The sequence below is a fragment of the Mycobacterium sp. 852002-51613_SCH5001154 genome (assembly GCF_001667425.1).
Lineage (GTDB): Bacteria > Actinomycetota > Actinomycetes > Mycobacteriales > Mycobacteriaceae > Mycobacterium.
The window spans coordinates 157,128-182,677 of record NZ_LZII01000037.1; the positions used below are offsets into that span (position 1 = coordinate 157,128).

25 protein-coding genes are annotated in these 25,550 nt (G+C 69.0%); 6 read left to right on the plus strand and 19 right to left on the minus strand.

The features are described from left to right. Positions 1–4: 4 nt before the first annotated feature. The 6 genes from A5750_RS09885 to A5750_RS09910 form a co-directional block, all read right to left on the minus strand. A complete protein-coding gene (locus tag A5750_RS09885) occupies positions 5–1,066 on the minus strand; it encodes a restriction endonuclease subunit S (RefSeq protein ID WP_066950450.1) in 1,062 nt (353 codons plus the stop codon). Next, a complete protein-coding gene (locus A5750_RS09890) occupies positions 1,063–2,436 on the minus strand; it encodes a type I restriction-modification system subunit M (protein WP_066950453.1) in 1,374 nt (457 codons plus the stop codon). The genes A5750_RS09885 and A5750_RS09890 overlap by 4 nt, the downstream gene beginning before the upstream one ends. After that, complete coding sequence (locus tag A5750_RS09895; RefSeq protein ID WP_197505402.1) at positions 2,436–3,683, minus strand: winged helix-turn-helix domain-containing protein; 1,248 nt, start codon at positions 3,681–3,683, stop codon at positions 2,436–2,438. Before A5750_RS09895 ends, A5750_RS09890 begins: the two co-directional genes overlap by 1 nt. Positions 3,684–3,701: 18 nt before the next feature. Then, complete coding sequence (locus A5750_RS09900; protein WP_066950456.1) at positions 3,702–4,403, minus strand: DivIVA domain-containing protein; 702 nt, start codon at positions 4,401–4,403, stop codon at positions 3,702–3,704. Between the two features lie 86 nt (positions 4,404–4,489). Beyond that, a complete protein-coding gene (locus A5750_RS09905) occupies positions 4,490–4,987 on the minus strand; it encodes a dihydrofolate reductase (protein ID WP_066950459.1) in 498 nt (165 codons plus the stop codon). Further along, on the minus strand, positions 4,984–5,784 hold the full coding sequence (locus tag A5750_RS09910) for a thymidylate synthase (protein WP_067262371.1): 801 nt from the start codon (positions 5,782–5,784) through the stop codon (positions 4,984–4,986). Before A5750_RS09910 ends, A5750_RS09905 begins: the two co-directional genes overlap by 4 nt. A 42-nt stretch (positions 5,785–5,826) precedes the next feature. Here A5750_RS09910 and A5750_RS09915 point away from each other — a divergent pair, with 42 nt between their 5' ends. After that, the gene (locus tag A5750_RS09915) at positions 5,827–6,576 is read left to right on the plus strand and encodes a dienelactone hydrolase family protein (protein ID WP_066950465.1); all 750 of its coding nucleotides are present in this window, start codon (positions 5,827–5,829) and stop codon (positions 6,574–6,576) included. Here A5750_RS09915 and A5750_RS09920 read toward each other — a convergent pair. From A5750_RS09920 to A5750_RS09935, 4 genes are all read right to left on the minus strand, one after another. Then, on the minus strand, positions 6,565–7,779 hold the full coding sequence (locus A5750_RS09920; protein ID WP_066950653.1) for a glycosyltransferase: 1,215 nt from the start codon (positions 7,777–7,779) through the stop codon (positions 6,565–6,567). The genes A5750_RS09915 and A5750_RS09920 overlap by 12 nt on opposite strands. 194 nt (positions 7,780–7,973) lie before the next feature. Further along, positions 7,974–9,065: an acyl-CoA dehydrogenase family protein gene (locus tag A5750_RS09925; RefSeq protein ID WP_066950468.1), complete on the minus strand. Its 1,092-nt coding sequence runs from the start codon at positions 9,063–9,065 to the stop codon at positions 7,974–7,976. Beyond that, positions 9,062–10,255 (minus strand): acyl-CoA dehydrogenase family protein, encoded by a 1,194-nt coding sequence (locus tag A5750_RS09930; RefSeq protein WP_066950472.1) that lies wholly within the window; start codon positions 10,253–10,255, stop codon positions 9,062–9,064. Before A5750_RS09930 ends, A5750_RS09925 begins: the two co-directional genes overlap by 4 nt. A 2-nt stretch (positions 10,256–10,257) precedes the next feature. Continuing rightward, entirely contained in the window at positions 10,258–11,028 is a 771-nt protein-coding gene (locus A5750_RS09935) for an SDR family oxidoreductase (RefSeq protein ID WP_066950475.1), read from the minus strand. A gap of 89 nt (positions 11,029–11,117) precedes the next feature. Between A5750_RS09935 and A5750_RS09940 the strand changes: the two genes are divergently transcribed. After that, a complete protein-coding gene (locus A5750_RS09940; RefSeq protein ID WP_066950657.1) occupies positions 11,118–11,465 on the plus strand; it encodes a PE-PGRS family protein in 348 nt (115 codons plus the stop codon). Here A5750_RS09940 and A5750_RS09945 read toward each other — a convergent pair whose 3' ends face one another. Next, entirely contained in the window at positions 11,466–14,705 is a 3,240-nt protein-coding gene (locus A5750_RS09945) for a carboxyl transferase domain-containing protein (protein ID WP_066950478.1), read from the minus strand. Continuing rightward, a complete protein-coding gene (locus A5750_RS09950) occupies positions 14,702–16,237 on the minus strand; it encodes a class I adenylate-forming enzyme family protein (protein ID WP_197505396.1) in 1,536 nt (511 codons plus the stop codon). Before A5750_RS09950 ends, A5750_RS09945 begins: the two co-directional genes overlap by 4 nt. A 39-nt stretch (positions 16,238–16,276) precedes the next feature. On the opposite strand from A5750_RS09950, the gene A5750_RS09955 reads away from it, so the two are divergent. Next, entirely contained in the window at positions 16,277–17,110 is an 834-nt protein-coding gene (locus A5750_RS09955) for a thioesterase family protein (RefSeq protein WP_082959082.1), read from the plus strand. Positions 17,111–17,115: 5 nt separating this feature from the next. Here the strand turns inward: A5750_RS09955 and A5750_RS09960 are convergent, their stop codons facing one another. The 3 genes from A5750_RS09960 to dapB are packed head-to-tail and all read right to left on the minus strand — an operon-like array spanning position 17,116 to position 18,768. Then, entirely contained in the window at positions 17,116–17,571 is a 456-nt protein-coding gene (locus A5750_RS09960) for a flavodoxin family protein (RefSeq protein ID WP_066950485.1), read from the minus strand. Then, complete coding sequence (locus tag A5750_RS09965) at positions 17,568–18,023, minus strand: hypothetical protein (RefSeq protein WP_066950487.1); 456 nt, start codon at positions 18,021–18,023, stop codon at positions 17,568–17,570. The genes A5750_RS09960 and A5750_RS09965 overlap by 4 nt, the downstream gene beginning before the upstream one ends. A gap of 7 nt (positions 18,024–18,030) precedes the next feature. Then, on the minus strand, positions 18,031–18,768 hold the full coding sequence (gene dapB / locus A5750_RS09970; protein ID WP_066950665.1) for a 4-hydroxy-tetrahydrodipicolinate reductase: 738 nt from the start codon (positions 18,766–18,768) through the stop codon (positions 18,031–18,033). Positions 18,769–18,871: 103 nt separating this feature from the next. Between dapB and A5750_RS09975 the strand changes: the two genes are divergently transcribed. Then, entirely contained in the window at positions 18,872–20,218 is a 1,347-nt protein-coding gene (locus tag A5750_RS09975; protein ID WP_066950489.1) for an HNH endonuclease signature motif containing protein, read from the plus strand. A gap of 1 nt (position 20,219) precedes the next feature. On the opposite strand, the gene A5750_RS09980 is transcribed toward A5750_RS09975, so the two are convergent. Next, complete coding sequence (locus A5750_RS09980) at positions 20,220–21,302, minus strand: dihydrodipicolinate reductase (RefSeq protein WP_066950492.1); 1,083 nt, start codon at positions 21,300–21,302, stop codon at positions 20,220–20,222. Next, complete coding sequence (locus A5750_RS09985) at positions 21,299–22,306, minus strand: Rieske 2Fe-2S domain-containing protein (RefSeq protein ID WP_066950495.1); 1,008 nt, start codon at positions 22,304–22,306, stop codon at positions 21,299–21,301. Before A5750_RS09985 ends, A5750_RS09980 begins: the two co-directional genes overlap by 4 nt. A gap of 168 nt (positions 22,307–22,474) precedes the next feature. Here A5750_RS09985 and A5750_RS09990 point away from each other — a divergent pair, with 168 nt between their 5' ends. After that, on the plus strand, positions 22,475–23,050 hold the full coding sequence (locus A5750_RS09990; RefSeq protein WP_369817318.1) for a TetR/AcrR family transcriptional regulator: 576 nt from the start codon (positions 22,475–22,477) through the stop codon (positions 23,048–23,050). Continuing rightward, positions 23,047–23,559: a GNAT family N-acetyltransferase gene (locus A5750_RS09995; protein WP_067262379.1), complete on the plus strand. Its 513-nt coding sequence runs from the start codon at positions 23,047–23,049 to the stop codon at positions 23,557–23,559. The genes A5750_RS09990 and A5750_RS09995 overlap by 4 nt, the downstream gene beginning before the upstream one ends. On the opposite strand, the gene A5750_RS10000 is transcribed toward A5750_RS09995, so the two are convergent. Both A5750_RS10000 and A5750_RS10005 read right to left on the minus strand, forming a co-directional pair. Continuing rightward, on the minus strand, positions 23,546–25,006 hold the full coding sequence (locus A5750_RS10000; RefSeq protein WP_067262383.1) for an NAD(P)/FAD-dependent oxidoreductase: 1,461 nt from the start codon (positions 25,004–25,006) through the stop codon (positions 23,546–23,548). The genes A5750_RS09995 and A5750_RS10000 overlap by 14 nt on opposite strands. Positions 25,007–25,015: 9 nt before the next feature. Then, positions 25,016–25,477 (minus strand): SRPBCC family protein, encoded by a 462-nt coding sequence (locus A5750_RS10005; RefSeq protein WP_066950502.1) that lies wholly within the window; start codon positions 25,475–25,477, stop codon positions 25,016–25,018. Positions 25,478–25,550 lie beyond the last annotated feature (73 nt).

Below are 25,550 nucleotides of genomic sequence, written 5' to 3' on the forward strand. Positions count from 1 at the left end.
CACCTTAACGTGGCGACCGCACCCGAAGCTCACCCGATATCAGCGGGGCCAGCAGCGCGTCGCGGACGGCGGACAGCCGCGCGTTCTCGGTGCGACGCGCGTCGCACAGCGCCCCCATCTCGGTGATCGTCTGCAGGGCCGCGGTCGGCAGGCGCCGGACGTCGGGGACCATAACGTCCAACAGATCGCGCGGCTGGATGCGCTGATGGCTCCCCGAAGTCCCGGCCACCCGACGTTGCAGCCGTTCGGAGACGTCGGGTTGCCGCACGGCCGACCACAAAGCCGAGGCGTCGACGCCGCTCGGTTTCAGGACGACGAACTCGCTGCTGGCCACGGCCATCTGGGGCGGCAAGGTCAGCACGTTCCAGATTCGCGGAATCCGGGGATTGAGCTTGGCGAACAAGACGCACGGCTCCGACAGCAGGAATTTGCCGCTCCTGATGGATTCGGCGCCCACGGGGCGCGGCCGCGCCCCGTCGTCGAAGGCCGCAAGGCTGAAGTGCGCGACCACGTCGTCGAACTCGGCCACGTCGAGGAACACCGTCGACCGGCCGGCGAGGCTGGACAGCGGCACGCGTTCGTGGGCCGACTCCGCGATGGCGACCATCACGTTCTCGGCGGTCTCGATCACCCGTTCGTTGGCGGACACTTTGTCGTCGAGGGAGCCGAGCAGTTCGGCGATCGCCTGGCGCTGCGGCGCGCCCACGCTGCGCACCGCAACGTCACGCAGGATGCGCTGGCTGAGCAGCGGCTGCCCCGATCCACCGCGGTGATCGCCCAGCCGGCAGGTTTGCAGCGCGTAGTACCAATACCGTGTCTCGCGTGGGTCTTTGGCCCGGCATACCAGTGCGTTCTCGGTGACCCAGACGTCGGAGGCGCAGTACCGCAGGCTGCCGCACCGCGACCCGACGCGCCCGAGGACGATCAGCGGGCCGGCCGCGTTGGGTTCGGCCGTGTAACCGATCGCCCCGTTGGCGCCGTACACACGGAAGCGTGCGCCGGGTGCCGGCGGCGGCGCACTGCCGCCGGTGCTGAAGGCCAGGTGGTCACCCAGTGTGGTGGTCAAGTCAGGCGCTCCAATTGTTGGCGCACAACGCCTTCCAGGCGGGCGGATTCGTCAAGTGCCGCGAGCAGGTCGCCGGTCAGCCGGGCGATCTTCTGCTCCACCGGCTCGCCGTCGCCCTCGGGGTCGGGCGCCCCGACATACCGTCCCGGCGTGAGCGGGTAGCCTGCCGCGGCGATCTCGTCGAGCGACGCGGAGCCGCAGAACCCCGGAACATCTCGATAGGTAAGGCCTTTCGCGGCAGCCGATTCCGATCCGCGCCACGCGTGATACGTGTCGCCGATGCGGACGACCTCCTCGTGCGTCAGCGCCCGCTCGGTGCGGTCCACCAGGTGGCCGAGCCCGCGGGCGTCGATGAACAGCACCTGCCCGGACCGCTCGCCCTTGTCGGTGTCGAAGAACCACAGGCACACCGGGATCGACGTGCTGCGGAACAGCTGCCCGGGCAGCGCGACCATGCAACACACCAGGTCGGCGTCGACGATCCGCGCGCGAATTTCGCCTTCCCCGGCCACGTTCGACGACATCGAACCGTTGGCCATGACGACGCCGGCCTTCCCACCCGGGGCCAGTTTGGACAGGACGTGCTGAATCCACGCGTAGTTGGCGTTCCCGGCGGGTGGGACACCGAAGCGCCAGCGCGGGTCACGCTCGTCGCGGGCCCAATCCTTGATGTTGAAGGGCGGATTGGCCATCACGTAATCCATCTGCACGCCGGCGTGCTGGTCGTCGACGAACGTGTCGGCCCACCTCACGCCCAGCCCGGAGTTGTCGATGCCGTGCACGGCGAGGTTCATCTTCGCCATCCGCCAGGTCTGTTCGACGCTTTCCTGACCGCAGATCGTGATTCCGGCGGGGTCGCCGTCGTGTTCGGCGATGAACCGCTCGGTCTGCACGAACATCCCGCCCGATCCGCAGCACGGGTCATACACCCGCCCGTTCGAAGGTTCCAGAACCTCGACGATCACGCCGACCACGCTGGGTGGGGTGAAGAATTCGCCGCCGCGGCGCCCTTCCGCGCGCGCGAAATTGCCCAGAAAGTACTCGTACACCTCGCCCAGCACGTCACGGGCGTGGCCAAGCTCACCGAATCGCGCCGTGTCCAGCAGGCCCAGCAGCTCACCGAGACGGCGAGGGTCGAGCTTCTCGTATAGCCGCGGCAGCGTCGCGACCTCCATCGCGTCGTCGACGAGCCGGCCGATGTCGGGCGATTCCGCGTTGTGCACCAACAACTTCCACTGCGCATCGAAGGCATGCTTGAGGAACACCAGCCCGAGAACGACGTCCTTGTACTGGCCGGCAGATAGGGAGCCGCGCAGTTTGTTGGCCGCCTTCCACAGCGTGTTTTTGAGCTCTTTGTCCGTCGCCCGCATCAGCCGGCCGCCCGCAGATCGGCGGCCAGGTCGCCCCGGGTGGCGACGCTGAACCCGCCCAGACCCAGCCACGACGCCATCGACTGCAATTCGCCGGCCAGCGCCTCGACGACGCGCGGTCGCGGCGCGTCGGGTTCGCCGAACGCGCCCACGACGCGCAGCGTGTCGCCGGCCCGATCGGCCTTGAGGTCGACCCGCGCCACCAGCTGCCCGTCCATCAGCAGCGGCCACACGTAGTAGCCGTACTGGCGCTTGTGGGCCGGGGTGTAGATCTCGATGCGGTAGTGAAATCCGAACAGCCGCTCAACCCGGGGCCGAAAGAAGATCAGCGGGTCGAACGGACACAACAGCGCGGTCCCCCGGTCGGCTCGCGGCACCGCGCGCCCGGTGCGGAGATAGGCCGGCGCGGGCCAGCCTTCGACGTCGACCCGCTCGACCTCCCCCGCGGCCACCAGGTCGGCGACCGCCGGCTTGACCTGCTGGGCCGACAGCCGGAAGTAGTCGCGGATGTCGGCCTCGGTTCCCACGCCGAGCGCGGTGGCCGCCCGCAGCGTGAGTTCCCGGACGGCCTCCTCGTCGTCGACGTCGCGCGCCAGCACGCTCGCCGGCAGCACCCGTTCCACCAGGTCGTAGTGCCGTGCGAAGCCCACCCGGGTGGCCGTCGTGAGCACGCCGGACGCGAACAGCGCCTCGGCGACCCACTTGGTGTCGCTGCGGCTGCCCCACCAGCTTCCTCTGGGCCCACGCGGTTCGGCCTCGAGATGGGCCTCGATCTGTCCGGCAGTGCTGGGCCCGAGCTCGGCGACGGCGGCGACGATCTTGTCAGCGAGCTGGGGATTGGCCTTGACGATGTGCACGCCCCAGCGGCCGTGCCGGTACTGGCGCATCCGCCAGCGCAGCAGCGGCCAGTCGTCGACGGCCATCAGCGCGGCCTCGTGCGCCCAGTACTCGGCCAGCAGCCGCGACGCGCGCGGCCCCCAGGCGGCGCGGTCCAGCACGTCGCGGTCGTAGGGGCCGAGCCGGCTGAACACCGGCGCGTAGTGGGCGCGCACCGCGACCGAAACCGAATCCAGTTGCAGCACTTGGATTCTCGATATCAGCCGCTTCAGGTGCGCGCGGGTGATCGGACCGGCGGGCCGTTGCTCGCTAAAGCCTTGGGCCGCAACGGCGATCCGTCGGGCTTGCGCGGCCGACAGCCTGGGGGTCCGGATCGACACGGCGCCGAGAATACCGCTCGGGTGCGACAGCGCCCGGCGGCGACGCGGCTAGCCCGTGCTGACTTTCCCGTCCAGCGGCACCACGACGCTCGGCTCCGGCGCGTTCTTCTGCTCCTGGTAGGCCGACTCGAGAGCGGCCGGGACCGCTTCGAGGTCGCGGTACACGCCCATCAGCTGCTCGAGGACGTTGATCCGTTGCTTGATCGCCTCGTCCGCCGCGCGCCGGGCCTGCTCACGGTAGTGATCGGCCTCGCGCTGGGCGTCGCGCCACGCCTTGTCGATCGCCGCTTCGGTGTCGGCGCGCATCCCGGCCAGTTCGGCTTCGAGCTGCTTCTTGGCTTCCTGGTAATCGGTTTCCATGGCTTTCCGCTGCTCGGCCATCGCCGCCAACTCCTCTTCGTGCTTTCGCTGCGCGGCCTCGACCTCGGCCTCGGCCGCTGCGATCAGCGCGTCCGCCTCGCTCCGCGCCTCGGCCTGCATCTCGGAAACCTCCTCGACCGCACGCTGCAGCATCTTCGCCATCCGGCGCTGCACCGCGTGGGGTGAGGGTGAGGTGTCGGTGAGGACGGCGACCTCCTTGCGCAGCGCGGCCGTCTGGTCGCCGGCTTCCTTCAGCCGGGACCTCAGGCTCTCGACATCGTCGAGCAGCAACTGCTGCTTGGTGGTCAACATCTCGATGTGGGCATCGACCGCGGCCGGGTCGTAGCCCCTGAACATGCGAGTGAACGCTTTCGTGGGTTCGGTTATCACTGCCAATTCCCCCTCCTGGCAACGTGTGGTGACGCGGAGAGACCGACCCCCGCGTCCGAGTATGTCACGGGCGCGCAGGCCCACGCCTATGCCCGACGGTAGCTGTGCAGCCGGTATCGCAGCCCCGTGCGGCTGACCTGCCACTCCCCCGTCTCACCCAGCCAGGCGTCGTCGAGCACAGGCGCCAGCGCGTCGTCGTCGTCGCGCCGCAGGTCGACTTCGACCTCGGTGACCTCACACCGCGTGGCGTGGGGCAGCGCGAGCAGATAGACCTGCTCGCCACCGATCACCCACGTCTCGGGCTCGGTCTCGGAACCGGCAAGAGCCGCCTCGAGCGATCCGACGACCTGTGCGCCGTCGGCCACGAAGTCCCTCCGGCGCGAGAGTACGACATTCCTGCGACCGGGCAGCGGCCGGACCTTGGCAGGCAGCGACTCCCACGTGCGCCGGCCCATCACCACGGTGTTCCCGATGGTCAGCTCTTTGAAGCGGGCCAGGTCCTCGGGTACTCGCCACGGGATGTCGCCACCACGGCCGATGATGCCCGACGTCGACTGCGCCCACACCAGGCCGAGGTCGGTCATACAGCGACGGGGGCTTTGATCGCGGGGTGCGGGTCGTAGTTCTTCACGACGACATCGTCGTAGGTGTAGTCGAAGATCGAATCCCGGTGTCCCAGTAAAAGTTCCGGATATTGCCGCGGCTCGCGGCTGAGCTGGGTGCGCACCTGCTCGACGTGGTTGTCGTAAATGTGGCAGTCGCCGCCCGTCCAGACGAACTCACCGACCGACAGACCGGCCTGGGCGGCCATCATGTGGGTGAGCAGCGCGTAGCTGGCGATGTTGAACGGCACACCGAGGAAGAGGTCGGCGCTGCGCTGATACAGCTGACAGCTGAGCCGGCCGTCGGCCACGTAGAACTGGAAGAACGCGTGGCACGGCGGCAGCGCCATCTGCGGGATCTCGCCGACGTTCCACGCCGACACGATGATGCGCCGCGAGTTTGGGTCGCTGCGCAGCAAGTCCAGCGCCGCGGTGATCTGGTCGACGTGCTCACCCGTCGGCGTCGGCCAGGACCGCCACTGCACGCCATAGATAGGCCCGAGATCGCCTGTCTCGCTTGCCCATTCGTCCCAGATGGTGACGCCGTGCTCGTGCAGCCAGGCGACATTCGAGTCGCCGCGCAGGAACCACAGCAACTCGTAGATGACCGACTTCAGATGCACCTTCTTGGTGGTGAGCAGCGGGAAGCCGGCCGACAGGTCGTAGCGCAACTGCCGGCCGAACAGGCTGCGGGTCCCGGTGCCGGTGCGGTCGGCTTTGGCCGTGCCCCGCTCGAGCACCAGGCGCAACAGGTCCTCGTATGGCGTCGGGATCGGCACGCGGCCAGCTTAGCTCCCGGGGCCAGGAGTAGAACGGGTCCCATGCCGAACATCATCGACACCATCGCCACCGCTGACGGGACCTGCACCGTCCACTTGTTCACCCCCGATGGTCCGGAATCCCAAGTTCCGTGGCCCGGCGTGGTCATGTACCCCGACGCCGGCGGATTGCGCCACACCTTCGAACAAATGGCGGCCAAATTGGCCGGATACGGCTACGCCGTGCTTCTTCCCGACGTGTACTACCGCAGCGGCGAGTGGGCCCCGTTCGACATGGCCACCGTGTTCGCCGACGAGAAGGAACGCAGGCGGCTGTTCGGGATGATCGGCAGCATCACCCCGGACAAAATGGCCGGCGACGCCGTCGCCTTCTTCGACTACCTGTCGGCCCGGCCGGAGGTGTCCGGGGAGCGCTTCGGCGTGTGTGGCTATTGCATGGGCGGCCGTACGTCCTTGGTGGTCGCCGGTCGGGTACCCGAGCGCGTCGCCGCTGTGGCGTCCTTCCACGGCGGCGGCCTGGTGACCGACACGGCGGACAGTCCGCACCTGCTGGCCGACCGGATGCGCGCGACGGTGTATGTGGGTGGCGCCAAAGATGACGCGTCCTTCACGCACGACCACGCCGAGCAGCTCGACAAGGCGCTGACCGCCGCCGGCGTGCAGCACACCATCGAGTGGTATCCGGCGGCCCACGGGTTCGCGGTTCCGGACAACGCGCCGTATGACCCGGCCGCGGCGGAGCGGCACTGGCAGGCCATGACCGAGGTCTTCGGTTCCGCGTTACCGCGCTAACCCGTCCAGCAGCAGCGTTGCGGCCACCGCCGCGCCGTCGGTGCGGATCTTTGCGGCCACGGCACCCGCCCGCGCACGGATATCCGGCGACAGGGCCGTCTCGAGCGCGGCCGACAGCGACTCGGCGGTGGGCGCCGGGCCGTCGTGCGCGACACCGATGCCCAGGTCCGCCACCCGGCCCGCCCAATACGGCTGATCGGCCCCCTGCGGCAGTACCACCTGCGGCACACCGGCCCGCGCGGCAGTGGTCGTGGTGCCCGCGCCGCCGTGGTGCACGACTGCGGCGACGCGGGCGAAGAGCGCCCGGTGGTTGAGCTCACCGACGGCGAGGCAGTCGTCGCCGTCGTCCACCGGGGCCAGGCCGGACCAGCCCCGGTAGAGAATCGCCCGGCGGTCATGGGTGCGGACGGCCTCGACCACCGCCCGGGAGAGGTCGGTCGCGGCGCGCATCGGCATGCTGCCGAAGCCCACGTACACCGGCGCCGAGCCGGCGTCGAGGAACTCCGCCACGTCGGCAGGGAGGGGACGTTCGTCGGGCAGCAGCCACGCCCCGGTCTGGACCACATCGAGCCCGCTTCGCTCCGGCCACGGGCCCAGCGTGGGATCAGCCGCCAGCCATGGACGCTCGGTGAGGGCGTAGTCGCGGATGTCATCCACCGGCGGCAGACCCAGCGACGCGCGGTGGTCGTTGAGCGTCGGGCCGAGCAGCGTGTTCATCTGCTGGGCGTCCCTCCGCCACAGCACCCGGTTGTCGATCAAGCCGGGCGGAAACTGGCCGGCATACGTAGGGGGCAGGTGGTGCGGTGACGGCAGGATGGTCGGTTGGTAGCTCACGTAGACGTAGGGAATGCCCAGGCGCTCGGCCACCGACCGCGCGCCCGCCGCGACCGGCGGGAAGCCGGTGGCCACCAGCAGGTCACATCCGTCGGCCGCGGCGGCCACCGTGTCGAATTGCGCGGCCACCAGCCCGTCCAGGTGCCGGCGGAGGTCGTCTTCGGACGGCGTGAGGCCGGCCGCCATCGCACGCCACAAATCGCCGAATGGCACCAGCGACAGGCCGTTGCCGGCCAACAATTCCGCGAATTCCCGGTCCGGCGGCGCGCACACCCGAACCTGCGCGCCGAGCGCCCGCAACTGAACCCCGAGCGCCGCAAGCGGTTCGACCGCCCCGCGCGAATCGTGAGTGGACAGCAACACCCGCATTCCGACGTTCTTCACCTCCGGCGTGCGGTCGGCCGCCTCGTCGCCCACCGCGGACCGACACCTTCGCATGAAACGGCGGCCCGTGGCCCGCGTCGATCAGGAAGGAGATTCCGATGACTCCGCGAATACCGCGGCAAAATAACGGAGTTTGCCCTCCGCGGCGGGCCGCGGGGAAAAAATCAATCCGAGCCCAACTAGGTCGGGGGCAGGCCCACCAATTCGGCCAGCCGGGCGCGGTGACGGTAGGCGGTGCCGAAGATCAACTGGTCGCTCTTGGCGCGCTTGAGATAAAGGTGCGCCGGATACTCCCACGTCATGCCGATGCCGCCGTGCAGCTGCACGCACTCCTCGGCCGCATGCACGGCGGCGCCGCTGCAATACGCCTGCGCGACGGCGGCCGCGACGGCCGCGTCTTCGTCCCCGCGGGCACACGTGTCGGCGGCGTAGCGGGCCGCCGCCGTCGCGGCGCCGATTTCGAAATACAGATCGGCCAACCGGTGTTTGATCGCCTGGTACGAGCCGATCGCGCGGCCGAACTGCTTGCGCTGCTTGGCATATTCCAGCGTGGTCTGGAAACACCAAAGGGCGACGCCAAGCTGTTCGGACGCGAGCAGGGCCGCCCCCGTACGCAGCGCCTCGGTGACCGCCCCGGCGGCCGGCCCGACGCGAGACGAGGCGACCGCCGAAAAGCGCACATTCGCAAGGGGCCTCGTCATGTCCAGCGCCAGCAATGGCGACACCTCCACACCGGCCGCGGTGCGCGAGACGGTATGCAGCTCGTGTCCGTCCGGACCGGCAACCGACACCACCAGCACGTCGGCCTGCGCGGCGCCGGCGACGCTGGTGACCGATCCGCTCAGCCCGTCTGCGCCGCCGGCCACCGCCCCGGGCGGATCCCCGGGCGCGGTCGAGAGCGGCACCACCAACGCCGCGGTCAGCTCGCCCTCGGCCAGCGCGGACACGGTCTCGGTATCGCCGGCCTGCAACAGCGCAACGGTGGCCAGCACCGCGCTGGACAAGAACGGCACCGGCGCGACGGACCGGCCGATCTCCTCCATGACGACCGCGGCCTCGCGGGCACCCGCCCCCGCCCCGCCAAGCGACTCCGGAACCAGCAGGCCGGCCACCCCGAGCTCGACGGCCAGTGTCCGCCAGACGCTTGAGAAGTCTTGCGGTTCGGGGTCATAGGCGCGGGCGACCGATTCGGGCGGGCAGCGGTCGGCGAACAGATGCCGAACGCTGTCGCGCAAGGCCTCCTCGGTGTCCGAGTACAGCAGGTCACTCACCGGTCCAGGTCCTTCCAGGCGACGTCTTTGTCGACGCGGTGCTCGCCCGGCAGGCCGAGAATGCGCTCGGAGATGGTGTTGCGCAGGATCTCCGAGGTGCCGCCCTCGATCGAGTTGCCGCGAGCCCGCAGATAGCGGTATCCGGGCTCGCGCCCGACCAGATCGACGACTTCGGTCCTGCGCATGGTCCAGTCGTCGTACCGCAGCCCCGCCTCGGCGTGCAGCTCGATGTCGAAGCCCGAAATGGCTTGCGCCAGCTTGGCGAAGGCGATTTTCATGCCGGCGCCCTCCGGTCCGGGCTGACCCACCTGGGCCTGCTGCCGCAGCCGCTCGCCGGCCAGGCGAAGGACTTCCGCGTCGACCCACAGCTTCATCAGCTCGTCGTGCATCGCGGGATTGCGCAGCCCGGGGTCATCCCGCCACGCCTTGGTGACCTTCCCGATGATCCCGCCCTCGCGCGGCGTTCCGGCGCGCGTACCGATCGCGACGCGCTCGTTGTTGAGCGTGGTGGTCGCGACCCGCCAGCCGCCGCCGACCGGGCCGAGCCGGTTCGCGTCGGGCACCCGAACATCGGTGAGGAACACCTCGTTGAACTCCGCCTCGCCGGTGATCTGACGCAGCGGGCGCACCTCGACACCGGGCTGCGTCATGTCGCACAGGAAGTACGTCAGGCCAAAGTGTTTGGGCACCGTCGGGTCGGTGCGGGCAACCAGGATGGCCATCTGCGCGTGCTGCGCCATCGATGTCCAGACCTTCTGCCCGTTGACAATCCAGTCGTCACCGTCGCGGACCGCTCGGGTGGCCAACCCGGCCAGGTCAGAGCCCGCGCCGGGTTCGCTGAACAACTGGCAATACACTTGCTCACCGGTGAACAAGGGGCGCAGGAACTTTCGTTTCTGCTCGTCGGTCCCGAACGCCGCGATGGTGGGCGCCGCCATGCCCATCCCGATGAAGTTCTTCGCGGTGCCTCCCACCGGGGCGCCGGCGGCCGCCAGCTGGGCGTCGACGAGTTCCTGGGCCTTTCGCGGCAGGTCCAGCCCGCCGAAGCCGTGCGGCAGGTGCACCCAGGCCAGGCCCGCGTCGTACTGCGCGCCAAGGAATTCGCGCGGATCGGTGGCGGCCGGGTCATGCTCGTCCAGCAGCGCCTGCACCCGCGCCTTCAGGTCCGTCGCCAATTCATCGGAGCTCATGGCTAGCCCTGCGGTCGAAAGCCCTGTGCCGCACCGAGCAGCAGGCCGCCGTCGATCACCATCGTCTCGCCGGTGATCCAGCTCGCCGCGTCGGAGACCAGGAAGGCCACGGCGGCGGCCACGTCGATGGGCTCACCGATGCGGCCGAGCGCGATCGACGACGCGAGCGGGTCCTCGTGGTCCTTCCACAGCGCCTCGGCCAACCGGGTCCTGACGACCCCCGGGGCGATCGCGTTGACCCGGACCCGGGGCGACAGTTCCAGCGCCAGCTGCTTGGTGACGTGGATCAGCGCCGCCTTGGTGGCGTTGTACATGCCCATGGCCGGCGATTGGTGCAGGCCGCCGATGGAGGCGGTGTTGACGATCGCGCCGCCGTGCTCGCCCATCCACGACTTGACGACGAGCGAGGTCCACAGCAGCGGGGCCCAGAGGTTGACGTCGAAGATCTTGGTGAAACGGGCGTGGTCCTGGTCGATCAGCGGGCCGTACGCCGGGTTGGTCCCGGCGTTGTTGATCAGGATGTCCACGCTGCCGAAACGCTCGCATGTGAGGTCCACGCAGCGCCGGGCGGCGTCCTCGTCGACGGCGTGCGCGCCGACGCCCAGCGCGTTGCCGTCCACCTGCGCCGCGGCCTCGTCGGCGGCCTCCTGCTTGCGGGCGGTGAGCACCACGTTGGCCCCGGCGGCCGCGAGCTGTTGGGCGATCGCGAGCCCGATCCCGCGGGATGCGCCGGTGACGATCGCGGTTCGGCCGGTCAGATCCAGTGAGGTCATCGAGCTGCGCCTTCCGTCGCGAAAGCCAACGGTTTACCGTTCGCTATATGGATGTGTTTACACGTGTGTCAGCGTGGTATGCGAACCGCATGTCCACGAAATTAACCCTCACGAAAAGACTGGTGGTGGGCGGGGCTGCGGCAGCAGCAATCGCGGTCGCGCCGATCGCCGTAACCGATTCCCTGGCTTCCGCACCTGCGCAGTCCGCGGCGCCCACGCACGTGGTGTTCAAGGACGATCCCAGCGGCGGAGGCTGTGACGCCAACGGCAACTGCGGTTCGGGCGGGCAGAACAGCGGCCCGGGCGGCGGTCCCGGCGGCCAGGGCTGCGTCCCGGGCGTCGGCTGCGGCTCCGGCGGCCAAAACGCCGGACCCGGCGGAATCCCCGGCGGCCAGGGCTGCCTGCCCGGCGTCGGCTGCGGTTCCGGCCACGCCTGATCAGCCCGAGAAACGCGGCTCCCGGAGCCTGGCGATCCAGGCCCGGGTGTCCGCGGGGTCAATGACGTCGTCAAGTTCGAAGGTGGTGGCCGCGCGTAGCGCCTTGCCGTGCTCGTAGGCCGCCGCCACCAGCTTGTCGAACAACGCCTGGCGCCTGATGGGGTCACCCTCGGCCGCCAGCTCCTTGCTGAACCCGAGGCGCACGGCGCCCTCGAGCCCCATCCCGCCGATCTCCCCGGTCGGCCAGGCGATGGTGAACTGCGGGGCGCGGAAGGAACCGCCGGCCATCGCCATCGCCCCGAGCCCGTATCCCTTGCGCAAAATGATCATTCCGACGGGCACCGTCAAGCGCGCACCCAGAACGAACATCCGTCCGAACCGCCGGACCGCCGCGTCCTTCTCCGCCTCGGGGCCGACCATGAAGCCCGGGGTGTCACAGAGCGAAACCACCGGCAGCCCAAACGATTCACACAGGGCGAGGAAATCGCCGGCTTTGTCGGCCGCCTCCGCGTCGATGGCGCCGCCGAGGTGATGCGTGCTGTTGGCGATCAGCCCGTAGGCCGCCCCTTCGACCCGGACCAGGGCGGTGACGATGCCGACGCCGTAGTCGGGACGCAGTTCCAGCACGGACCCGGTGTCGACGATCGCCTCGATGGCCCGATGCACGTCATAGGCGCGTAACCGATTCTGCGGCACCACATGCCGGGCCAGCCGCGGATCGGGCGCCGCCCAATCATCCACGTTGCCCTGGAGATACGACAGGTACTGCTTGGCCATCGAGACCGCGTGCGCCTCGTCGCGGGCGACCAGGCTGACCACGCCGTTGCGCCGCTGCACGCCGATCGGCCCGATCGCCTCCGGCGGGTAAACCCCCAGCCCGCCGCCCTCGATCATGGCCGGTCCGCCCATCCCGATGTTGGCGTCCGGGGTCGCGATGATCACGTCGCACACCCCGGCCAGCGCGGCGTTTCCCGCGAAGCACCGGCCCGAGACGATCGATACCAGCGGCACCCGGCCGCTCAGCGCGGCCAGCATCCGGAAGGTCGGCACGTCCAGACCGGCGGCGCCGCCGACGTCGGTGTCCCCCGGCCGCCCGCCGCCGCCCTCGGCGAACAGCACCACCGGCAGCCGTTTGCGGGCGGCCAGGTCGAACACGCGGTCGGTCTTGGCGTGGTTGCGCATGCCTTGCGTGCCCGCCAGCACGGTGTAGTCGTAGGAGACCACGACGGCCTCGGCCGCCGCTCGCCCGAAACGGTCCGCGCCGATGGTGGCTAGGCCGGCGACCAGGCCGTCGGCCGGGGTGTTGACGATGAGGTCGTCTTCCGAACGCCGGCTGCGCTGCGCCGCGATGGCCAGCGCGCCGTATTCGACGAAGCTGCCGGGGTCGACCAGATCGGCGATGTTCTCCCGCGCGGTGCGACGGCCTTGCTTGTGCCGCTTGGCGACCGCGGCCTCGCGGCCCTCGTCGAGGGTGAACAGATGCCGCCTGCGCACCTCGTCGAGGTCGGCGCGCGGCCGATCGAGATCCGTTGCGGCCGTGGATGAGTCGTCCCTTGCGTCGGCAGCGGTGCGGGCGAACACCAGCAACGGGTCACCGGTTCCGACGACCTGCCCGGGCGTCACCAGATTGCGGACCGTCCGCAGCGCGTCCGGCGCGACGAGCACATGCTGCATCTTCATCGCTTCGAGGACGACGAGCTGGCTACCCGCCGGGTGTTCGGCGCCTTCGGGCACCACCTCGACCACCGTGCCGGCCAGCTGGGCACGCAGCACGTCCTCGCCGGGATAGAGCTCGACCGAAACCGCACGGACGTCGTGCTGGTGCGACGCGGCCGCCGCCGCCAGCTCGGGCAACCTCTCGTCGACGAAACCGGTGCTCACGCAACCGGATTGAACGGCGGGGTCATCCAACAGCGCGTGGAGGAACTCGATGTTGGTGCGGACCCCCTCGATGCCGAACTCGGCGAGCGCGGTCCGGGCCTTCCGCAACGCCGTCTGCGGCGACGACCCGTGCACATGGGCGACCACCTTCGCCAGCAGTGAATCGTATTGTGGGGTGACGACCAGGCCGGTCCTGCCGTAGGTGTCGACGCGGATCCCCGGCCCGCTCGGCGGCGAGAACGCGGTGAGCGTGCCGGCCGCGGGCACAACGGAGAGGTCGGGGGCGAAAGTCTCCATGTTGACCCGGGCCTGGATGGCGATGCCGCGATGCGCCGCGGGCTCCCCGATGATTTCGTTGCCGTCGGAGGCGATCCCGGCCGGCAGCCCGAGCTGAAAGTAGGAGGCACCCCCGGCGATGGCCAACTGGATGGCCACCAGGTCGAATCCGGTCGTCTCCTCGGTGACCGTGTGCTCCACCTGGATTCTCGGGTTCACTTCGAGGAAGACGAATTCCTCACCGGCGACCAGGAATTCGACGGTGGCCAGCCCCCGCAGCCCGACCCGCGCGCACAGCACGACCGCGGCCTGATGCAAGCCGCGCCGCAATGCATCGGAAAGCCCTTGGGCGGGAGCCATTTCGACGAGCTTCTGGTAACGCCGCTGGATGCTGCAGTCGCGGTCGCCGAGCGCGAGCGCGCGGGTTTGGTGCCCGGCCGGCGCGGCGACGACCTGGACCTCGATGTGCCGCGCGCCGTCGAGCAGCGCCTCGGCGAATAGCGCCGGGTCGCCGAAGCCCAGTTGCGCCTCCGCGGCGCACTGTTGGTAGGCGCTGCCGATCTGGTCGGCGCTGCGCACGGTGCGCATTCCCCGCCCACCCCCGCCGGCGAGCGCCTTGATCATGATGGCGCCGCCCTGGGCCTCGAAGAACGCTTCGATCTCGGCGACGCTGCTCGGCCCGTCGGTCGCGGGCAATACCGGCACCCCGGCGGCGATGGCGGCGCCGCGGGCGGCGGACTTGTTGCCCACCAGTTCGAGCGCGTCCGCGTCCGGTCCCACGAATGCGTAGCCCGCGCCGGCGCAGGTGCGGGCGAATTCGGGGTTCTCACTGAGGAACCCGTATCCGGGGTGGATCAGCTCCGCGCCGGAACTCTTGGCCGCGGCCAGCATGGCGGGCTGGTCCAAGTAGGCCCGCGCACCGGTGCCGGGGAGGCCGATCGCTTCGTCGGCGGCATGCACGTGCGGGCTTTCGGCATCGTCTTCGGCGTAGACCGCGACCGTTCGCATGCCCAATTCGACTGCCGTGCGGATGATTCGAAGCGCGATCTCGCCGCGGTTGGCGACCAGCAGGGTCGCGCTCATCGCAGCGGCTCTCCCCACTGCACCTGTTCGCGCAGCTTGCCCTTGAGCAGCTTGCCGCCGGCGTTGCGCGGCAGCGCGCCGTCGACCACCGTGACGTATTGCGGCACCTTGAAGTCGGCGAGTTGCTCGCGGCAGTGGTCGAGCACCGCCGGCACGTCGATCCCGTCCGCACTGCCGACCAACACCGCGCCCACCTTCTCGCCCATGACGTCGTCGGGAACCGCCAGCACGCACGCGTCCTGCACCTGGGGTGCCGCCAGCAGCACGGCCTCCACCTCGACGCTGGAGACGTTCTCACCGCCGCGGTTGATGATGTCCTTGAGCCGGTCGACGATGTACACCCGGCCCGCCTCGTCGACCCGCACGACGTCGCCGGTGTGCAGCCAGCCGTCCACGATGGTGGCCGCGGTCGCTTCCGGCCTGTTCCAGTACCCGGCGGTCACGTTGGCCCCGCGCACCACCAACTCACCGACGCCCGGGTCGTCGCCGCCGAACGGAATAAGGCCGAGGTCGACGGACGGGACCGCGTAGCCGACCGAGTCGGCGTGCTCGACGGCATCCCGGCTGGGCAGCACCGTCATCAGCGACGCGGTCTCGGTCATGCCGTAGCCGTTGAAGACCGTGGCTTGCGGGAAGGCGTCCTGGACCGCCCGCACCAACGACGGGGCGATCGGGGCGCCGCCGTAACCCACCCAGCGGACGCTGGAAACGTCGGCGTCGGCAAAGGCGTTCTGCCGCAGCATCAATGCGTAGACCGCCGGAACGGTGACCATGACGGAGATGCGCTCGGCGCCCAGGGTGGCGATCAGGGCGTCCAGGTTGAGGGCGGGCATGATCACCGAGGCCCCGCCCAGTCGGGCCGCAACCAAAAGCTGTGTGTTGCAACCGGTCACGTGGAACAGCGGCACCGAGATGAGCGTGCGCATTGCTTCGCCCAGGTCTCGGGGCTGGTCGAGACAGCGGATCCCGTTCTCGGTGTTGGTCAGGAAGGCCTGGTGAGTGGTCGGCACTCCCTTGGGGTGGCCGGTGGTGCCCGAGGTGTAGAACAGCGCGGCGACGTCGGCGGCGCCGAGTCGCTCGGTCACGTAGGGCTGGCCGTCGGGCAGCGGGGTGTCCGCCGCGAGGTCCACCGTCGCCCCGCTGTCGGAGAGGACGAACTCGACTTCCGGTTGCGCCGAGCGCGTATTGACCGCCACCGCAACGCCACCCGCCATCATGGTGCCCCAGAACGCCAGCACCCAGTCGATGCCGGCCGGGTAACGCACCGCGACACGGTCACCCGGTCGCAGCCCGGCGGCGCGCAGCCCTCCGGCGACGCGCGCGGCGCGGTCCCAGAGCTGGCGATAGGTCAACCGACCGGCACCGAGTTCGACCAGCGCCTCGCTGTCCGGGCGCCGGTCGACCTGTTCGGCGAGCATGTCCAGCAGCGTGGCGGGTAAATCGTCGTAATGCGGGACGCCGTCGGCGTCGCGGGACACACCGGTCGTGGGGAACGGGTTATGGTCGCGCGGAATTTCGATCACTGGAGGCATGCCCGGTCCTTACTATCGGCGTGTCCTATCGTGATAGCGGTGACGATCGACGATCCCGCCATCATGCCCGAGGCGTTCTTCACTGTCGACGGTGACTGCTATGTGCCCGGCCGGTTGACGGGAGGGCCGTGGGGTGCGGCGATGGGCGGCCAGATCGTCGGTGGCCTGCTCGATTGGGGCATAGAGCAATCCGGCATCGAACCCGACTTCCAGCCGGCCCGCCTCACGGTCGACCTGTTGCGTCCGGCGTTGCCCGAGCCGGTGCAGATTCGGACCTCGGTACAGCGGGAAGGCCGGCGGATCAAGCTCGTCGACGGGGTGCTGGTGCAGAACGGCAACACCGTCGCGCGGGCCAGCGCGCTGTTCCTGCGCCGAGGGGATCATCCCGACGGGACGGTGTGGTCCGCGCCCCTTCAAATGCCGCCGCTTCCGGCCGATTCCGAGGGCTTCGGAACCGACATGCCGTTCCTGATCTGGGGCTACGGGGCCACCGCCGCGGGCAGCCCGGGCATCGCGGCCGGCGAGTGGGAACAGTCCCATTCCCAGAAGTTCGCCTGGACGCGGATCTTTCGCTCGATGGTGCACGGCCACCCGCTGACCCCGTTCACCCGCCTGGCCTTCGTCGGCGACATCACGAGTTCGCTGACCCATTGGGGCACCGGCGGATTGCGCTACATCAACGCCGACTACACGGTCACCGCGAGCCGCCTGCCCGATGGTGAATACCTGGGCCTGGCGGCGCAGAGCCACTACGGGACGGCCGGTGTCGCGACCGGCGCGGCCACCCTGTTCGACCGGCACGGGCCGATCGGCACGACCTCGGCGCTGGCCCTGGCCCAGCCGGCCGAGGCGTTCAAGCCGGCTTTCGCCTAGACGGCTCATTCCATCAACTGGGCAGCGACCGTAGCCCCGAGTTCCCAGCACGCCTGTAGGTCGCTCTTGTCCGGCTTGCCCGAAACCAGCACGGTCTCTGCGGCTTTCGTCCAACCGAGCCCGGTGGTGATCGACATGACGCCGCGTTCGGCGCCCTCGGTGCCCTCGTTGCCGTGCAGGTACAAGCCGAACGGGCGCCCGCGCGTCGAGTCGAGCAGCTGGTAGTAGGCGCAGTCGAAGGCGTGCTTGAGCGCCCCGCTCATGTAGCCCAGGTTCGCCGGGCTGCCCAACACATAGCCGTCGGCCTCGAGCATCTCGGCCGGCGAGACGGTCAGCGCCGGGCGCCGGACGACCTCGACGCCCTCGATCTCCGGGTCGGTGGCACCCGAGACGACCGCCTCGAACATCTCGTGGCAGTGCGGGGACGGCGTGTGGTGGACGATCAGCAGCGTCTTGGTCATTGGCGGCCCTGCAATTCCAGCGCCGTCTTCATGGCCTCCCGCGCCCGCCTGCGGTCCCCCGCGTAGTCGTAGGCGCGGGCCAGCCGGTACCAGCGCCGCCAGTCGTCGGGGTGGTCCTCGACTTCGGTGCGCACCGAGGCGAACAGTGCGTCGGCGGCCTCGCGCTCGATGCGGCCCGACGCCCGTCGCGGCAGCGCGGCGGTGTCGAGCTCCATGCCGTCGGCCGCGATCAGGTGGGCCAGCTTCTGGTGGGCGAACCCGGACCGCAGGGTCGCCACCATGGCCCACAGTCCGATCAGGGGCATGATCAGCACCGCCAGGCCCAGGCCCACGGCGGCCGCCCGGCCCGAGGCGATCATCGCGACGGCCAGCCGCCCCAGCAGCACGAAGTAAACCAGCATCGCCACGCAGAGGAACGCGATGAGGAACTGGGTGCGCAGGGCGGTGTTCATCGCAGGTTCACTGCAGGTCGAGCAGGGGCTCGAGGCCCACGGTGAGGCCGGGCCGTTCCCGGACGCGCCGCACCGCCAACAGCACGCCGGGCACGAACGAGGTGCGGTCCAGGCTGTCGTGGCGGATGGTGAGCGTCTCCCCCTCGGTGCCGAACAAGATCTCCTGGTGGGCGACCAGCCCGGCCAGCCGCACCGAGTGCACCGGGATGCCGTCGACGTCGGCGCCGCGGGCGCCGGGCAGGCCGGTGCTGGTGGCATCGGGGTTGGGCGGCAAGCCCTTTCGCGCTTCGGCGATCAGCTTGGCGGTGCGCGCTGCCGTGCCCGACGGGGCGTCGGCCTTGTGCGGGTGGTGCAGTTCGATCACCTCGACCGACTCGAAGAAGCGCGCCGCCTGCTTGGCGAAGTGCATCGACAACACCGCGCCGATCGCGAAGTTGGGGGCGATGAGGACGCTCGTGTCAGGCTTGTCGGCCAACCACGACCGCACTTGGTCGAGGCGCTCCTGCGTGAAGCCCGTGGTGCCGACGACGGCGTGAATCCCGTTGCCGATCAGGAACTCTAGGTTGCCCATCACCACGTCCGGGTGGGTGAAATCGATGACCACCTCGGTGCCGGAGTCGGTGAACATGCTCAGCGAATCACCGGCGTCCACCTCCGCGGACAGGGTCAAGTCCTCGGCGGCCTGCACGCCCGCCACCATCGCCGAACCGACTTTGCCCTTAGCTCCCAAGACGCCTACCCGCATGAGCTTCACCCTAGACCGGGCCGCTTCATCCACAGTCGGGTGTTTATCCACAGCAGCCCGCAGTTTCGTGGCCGCAGGCTCCGGAGCCGAATAGTATTCGAACATGCATTCGATTCCTCTTCCGGCCGACGTGAGCGCCGCGCTCGATGCGCTGGATGCGGCCGTCGCGAGGATCGGCAACCTGGACTTCGCTGGGTTGAGCTCCGCCGTCCGGCTGCGGGTGCTGGAAGCCATGGAGAACTCCCACCGGCGCCAGATCGCGGTCGGCACCGACGTGATCGCCGGCTTGGTGAAAGAGGATCCCGGTGACGTCGGCGGTCCGGTTCATAAGGTCGTCGCCGACTGGCTACGGATCAGCTATGCCGACGCGTGCCGTCGGGTTCGAGACGCCAGGCAACTCTCGCCGCGCCTGACCCTCACCGGCCAGGAGCTGCCGCCGGAGCTGCCGGCCACCGCAGCGGCGTGGCGGAGCGGCCTTCTCGATGGGCAGCACCTGCGGGTGATTCAGGCGTTCGTGCGCGACCTGCCGGACGCCGCGCCCGCCGAGGCGGTGGATGCGGCCGAACGTTTCCTGGCGTCGCAGGCGGCGCAACTGCGCCCCGACCAGCTGCAAAAGGTCGCGCACCAGTGCGCCCTGTGGATCAACCCCGACGGGAAATTCTCCGACACCGACCGCGCCCGGCAGCGCGGCTTCAGCTGGGGCGCGCAACGGCTCGACGGGATGAGCGTCGGCAAGCTGGTCGCTTCCCCGGAGTTGCGCGCCAACCTCGACGCCTGGCTGGCGCGTTTCGCGGCCCCCGGCATGTGCAACCCGGACGACGAAACTCCCTGTGTCGAGGGGGAGCCCAGCGAGCAGCGCGCGAACGGTGACGCGCGGAGCCACGCGCAGCGCCAGCATGACGCGATCAACGCCCTGGTCCGCGGTCAGCTGGGCGATCCGAAGCTCGGCCAGCACAACGGTCTACCGGTCGCCGTCATCGTCTCCACCACGCTGCAGGAGCTGACGGGTTGCACCGGGCGCGCGGTGACCGGCGGCGGTACGGTGCTGCCGATGCGCGACGTGATCCGGATGGCAAGCCATGCCTACCACTATCTGGCCGTGTTCGACGAACACTCCGGCCGCCCACTGTATCTCGGGCGGACGCGGCGAATCGCCACACCGGATCAGCGCGTGGTGCTGTATGCGAAGGACCGCGGCTGCACGCACCCAGGCTGCGACGCGCCGGGCTACTGGTGCGAGGTTCACCATCTCGACGACTGGTCCACCGGCGGTGTGACCGATGCCGACAAGCTCACCTTCGCCTGCACTCCACACCACAAGCTGATCGAAAAGGGCTGGCGCACAAGGAAGCTACCCAACGGGCGTACCGAATGGATACCACCGCCGCACAACGACCGCGGGCAGCGCACCAACGACTATCACCACCCCGAGCGCCTCTCGGACCCTTGACCTAAATCGCGAACCGCCCGGCGAACCCGCGCAGCGGCAGGTCGGCGCTGGTGATGAGCCCCGGCGGCGCCGCCACTACCGACTTGATCGAGGCCAGCGCGGGCATGCCGGTGACGGTCATCCCGATGGAGGCGAAGTTGTCGGGATTCGACAAGTCCACCCCGGACTTGGGGAAGATCATGTGCTTGTTGTAGATGCACGGGTCGCCCTTGATCTGGGTGATGTAGCAGCCCTTGATGTTCCAGCTCGGATCCGTGTGCGGCGTCATCTGCCACTCCAGGTGCGTCTCGACCCGGGGAATCCCGTCCACCATGCCCTGGTACCTGATGTAGTTGCCGCCCAGCGAGCCCTTGGGCAGGGTATACCAGCCCAGGTCGACGTCCTTGGTGCAGGCGCCCAGCTCGTAGCTGAACTTCACCTCGTCGAGGGTCAGGTCGAAGCAGTCGGCCATCATCAGCACGCTGTCGGCGAAGACTCGGGTGTACTTCTCCAGCTTGGACGGGATCTCCGGATCGTCCACCGGCTGGCCGTAGCCCACCTCGATCCAGGTGTCCTTGGAGTGGTGGCACGACACATCCACGGACTCGATGGTGGTGACGTTCTCGATATCGGCGACGTCGGCCGAACACACCACGCCCAGTATCTGGTTCAGGCCCGGGTTCATCCCGGTCCCGTAGAACGTCGCGCCGCCCTTTTCGCAGGCCTCCGCGAGCAGCCGGCTCACCGGCTTGCCCGACGGGTGCGGATGGTTCTTGTCGCGGTGCCAGCCGGTGATCCAGTCGGCGGTGGTGACGATATTGATGCCGGCCTCAAGCACCTGTAAGTAGAGGTCCTCGTCGGGAAACACACCGTGGAAGGTGAGCACGTCCGGTTTGGCGGCGATGATCTCCTCGATCGAACCGGTGGCCTTCACCCCGTTGGGCGCCACACCGGCGAGCTCGCCGGCATCGCGCCCGACCTTCTCCGGCGAATAGCAGTGCACGCCAACGAGTTCGAGGTCGGGCTGGGTGGCGATCCGCTTGATCATCTCCGAGCCGACATTCCCGGTGGCCACTTGGAAGACGCGGATCGGTGCTGTACTCATTCCGTTGAGCCTTTCTGCGTTGCGAATGCCTCGGGGTAGAACTGCCTGGCCCACTTGCGGATTGCGGTGAAGCCCTCGTACTCGTCGGTGGCCAGCGCCGGGGGGTCGGAGTAGCGCTGGTGCTGCCAGATCTCGATGTCCTGCTCGAACTGCCGGATCACTTCACGGCCGAACTCGATCGCCTTGAGCTCGGCGCGGGCCGGATCTTTGCCCGGGGTGCGGCCGATGTAGACCATGAAGCGGACATCGGAGGTGAACTCGTCGACCGGGGTGACCGCGGAGATGGTGCGGTTGTCGATCATCCCCCAGCTCTTGGTCACCGCGATGCCCAGCCCGCCGTTGATGGCCTCGACGCCGCTGTTGACGTCCTCGATCTTCTGCCCGTCGTCACCTTCGAAAGTGATGGTGAAGTCGACGAACGACACCGGCTCGGCGAAGTCGTGGCGGGTGAACACCGGCACGATCGGCGTGTTGTGCACGAACTTGAAATGTGCGAAGTCGACACCGTTTTCGAGCACGTACTGGGGATGGAGCTCCAGGGCCGGCCGGTACAACCGCCGCTGGGGGTAGTAGTCGTCCGGGTTGCTGCCGTCGCTGAACGCGCCGAACACGTCCGGCGCGTCAAAGTACGGCTCGCGACGCTCGACGTCGTGCCAGATGTAGACCGACTCGTTGCGTTCCACCACGGGGTAGGTGCGAATACGCCGACCGCGGTTGGGGCGATCCTGGTACGGAATGCGGACGTTGCGGCCCTCCTGGCTCCACTGCCACCCGTGGAACGGGCACTGCAGCACCTCGCCGACGACCGTGCCGCCGTAACCGAGATGCGCGCCGAGGTGTTCGCAGTAGGCGTTCATCACGGTGAGCTGCCCGGATTCGGCCCGCCACGCGACCATCTCCTGGCCGAAGTACTTCATCTTGTGCACGTCGCCCATACCGATCTCGTCGGACCAGGCGACCTGGAACCAGCCGGTTGGTTCCATCGACAACGGCGGCTTAGCCATGGGGGATCCCTCCTTGAGAACGAATGATAGGCCGCGCCCCCACGAAATCAAAGTACCCTCTATGAAACTACGGTGGTGCGATACGCTCGGCAGATGACGCGGCAGGTGAGCGGGGCCGGAACCGCGAACCGGCGCCCCAACCGGCGTGGCAACGCCACGCGCGAGAGCATGCTCGAAGCCGCACTCAAGTCGTTGGCCTCCGGCGACCCGGGCTCGGTGTCGGCCAATCGCATCGCCAAGGAGATCGGCGCGACCTGGGGCGCCGTGCAGTACCAGTTCGGCGACACCGACGGGTTCTGGGCGGCGGTACTGCACCGCACCGCCGAGCGTCGCGCCGCAACCTTCTCGACCCTGTCAACGCCGATCTCACCGGACGCGCCCCTGCGCGAGCGGGTCGGCGCCATCATCGACACCCTTTACACGGGGTTGGCGTCGCCGGATTCCCGCGCGATCGAGAACCTCCGTGCGGCGCTCCCCCGCGACCCCGACGAGCTCGAGCGGCTCTTCCCGCGCACCGCCGCCGAGTTGTTCTCCTGGGGCAAGAGCTGGCTGGAGACCTGCCAGAATGCCTTCGCCGGTCTCGACGTCGACCCGGACCGGGTGCGCGAGGTGGCCGCCCTGATCCCCGGCGCGATGCGCGGGCTGGTGTCCGAGCGCCAACTCGGCTCGTACGCCGACCTGGACATGGCGCGGCGGGGCCTGACCAGCGCGCTGGCCGCCTATCTGGAGCAATCCCGCCGGTGACGGTGGGCGACATCACGATCCGCCAAGCCGGACCGGCCGATCTCGCGAACGTCGCCGAGATGCACTATCCGGTCTGGCGGCAGTCCTGGGCCGGCATCCTGCCGGACGCCACCCTCGACGTCCTCGGATCGCCGCGGCGCTGGGCGGTGCTGGCGTACCCGCGAATCCTGCAGCGCCGCAACTGGAGCATGTGGGTCGCCGAATCAGGTTCGGCGACAATCGGAATGACCATCTTCGGACCGGACCCTGCCAATCCCGAGCAGGTCGAACTCAACTCGCTGTACATCGCGGCGGAATGCCAACGGCGCGGTGTCGGCGAGCGCCTGCTCGCCACCGCTCTGGCCGAAAGCCCGTCGGTTGACGTCGTCCTGCGGTGCGCGGAGCGCAACACCCAAGCGCGAACCTTTTACGAGAAGAACGACTTTCACGCCGACGGACGCACAATGGACTGGGAGCCTTTGCCCGGCATCAAGGTCGCCCATCTGGGCTACCGGCTCAGCCGGCGGTGACGTGACGGCGCAAGTCGTACTGTTCGAGATCGGTGTTCGCCAGCATGGCGCGGTGTGCGCCCGGCGTGAAGGGCCACACCTCGGGCACCCCGTCCTTGTTCAGATACCAACTCTGGCAACCGGTGGTCCACACGGTGTTCGGCATCGCGGCGCGCAGCTTGGCGTTGAAGTTGTCGGTCGCCGGCCCGGTCGGCTCGACGGTGTCGAATTCGCCGCGCCGCCAGCGCTGAATCCACCGCAGGATGTGGTCGGCCTGCGATTCGGCGACGGTGGTGAGCGCGAGGTTGCCGACCGGGCTGTGCGGACCCAGCATCATGAAGAAGTTGGGGAAGCCCGGCAGCGCCACGGTCTGGTAGGCCCGCGGGCCGTCACGCCACACGTCGTCGGCGGCGATGCCGTCTCGGCCGATCAGCCGCATCGGCCGGAAGAACGCGTGGGTGTCGAATCCGGTGGCGAGCACGATGATGTCCGCCTCGTGCAGGACGCCGTCGCCGGTCACGATGCCGCGCGGTTCCACGTGATCGATAGCGGCGGTGACCAGTTCGACGTCGTCGCGCTGGATGGCGCGGTAGAAGCCATTGGACATCACCAGCCGTTTGCACATCGGCGTGTAGTCGGGGGTCAGGGCGCGGCGCAGCTCGGGGTCGCGGACCTCGCGCAGGCTGGCGCGGCACAGCGCCCCCATGATCTTTCGGCGCAGGCCCGGCTTGGTGAGACCGGCGGCGAACAGGTCGAAGCCGAAGCTGTAGCAGCGGTAGGCCATCCGGTCGAGCCAGCCGAACCTGTTGTGGGTGATGTTGGTGAGCCGGCTGTACCGGGGGTTGGGCAGCCGAAGCACCCACTGCGGGGTGCGCTGGAACAGCATGACCCGGCCCGCCACGCCGGTCAGGCCGCAGACGAGCTGCACGCCCGTCGACCCGTTGCCGATGATCGCGATCCGGCGACCGCGCAACTCGACGGAATGATCCCACCGCGCCGAGTGAAAAGCCCGCCCGCCGAAGTCCTGTAGGCCGGGGATCGAGGGTAGGCGGGGGTGATGGAGCACGCCGGTGGCGCAGATCAGGAAGTCGACGCTCGATTCCTCCCCGGCGTCCGTGCGCAGCCGCCAGCGGCCGCCCTCGAAGCGCGCATTGGAGATCTCGGTGCCGAACCGGATGCGGTCGCGCAACCCGAAGCGGTCGGCGACGTCGCGGAAATAGGCCTGGATTTCGCGGCCGGGCGAGAACAGGTGCGACCAGTTGGGATTTCGGGCGAACGTGTACTGGTAGACCCGCGAAGGGATGTCACACACCAGACCCGGGTAGGTGTTCTCGCGCCAGGTCCCGCCGACCTCGTCGGCTTTCTCATAAATGATGACATTCGTTATCCCGCTGCGCAGCAACGCGATTGCGATGCACATGCCCGACATGCCCGCTCCGACGACGGCTACGGCGGGATCGCGTCGCATCGTCGCCGGCTACTCGGACTCGGCGCGCTGCTTGAGGCGCTGCAAGGTGAGCCGGATGTGTTCGGTGTTGGCGGCCACGCGATCTGGCACACCGGTGGCCTTGCCGGCGATCTTGCGAAACCAGCCGGGCCGGCGATCCCAGGTGCTTTCGGTGACCCGGCAACCACCATCGGCCGCGACGATGTCGTATTGCCAGCGCGCGATCGGAAGCACGGAGTGCCGCACATCGAACGCGAAGAGGCGGCCCGGTTCCGCGTCGGTGACCGTGCACTTTGTGCTCCAGCGCCGTTTGCTGCTTTCGTTGTGCCCGGTGAAGACCGCGCCGGGACGCGCCGCATCGCCCTTGCACCACTCCATCGCCACCGCCTCCTCTGCGAACGAGGCCAGCGTGGGCAGGTCGGTGATGAGCCGGTACACCACGTCCGGGCGGGCGTCGACCTGCACGGTATCCGACACGCAGGGGTCAGTCATGGGCCGATCATAGCCAGCGCTCGCGCGGTTTCACCTCGATTGCGGCCCATCCGAACTTTCTCCACACTGAAGG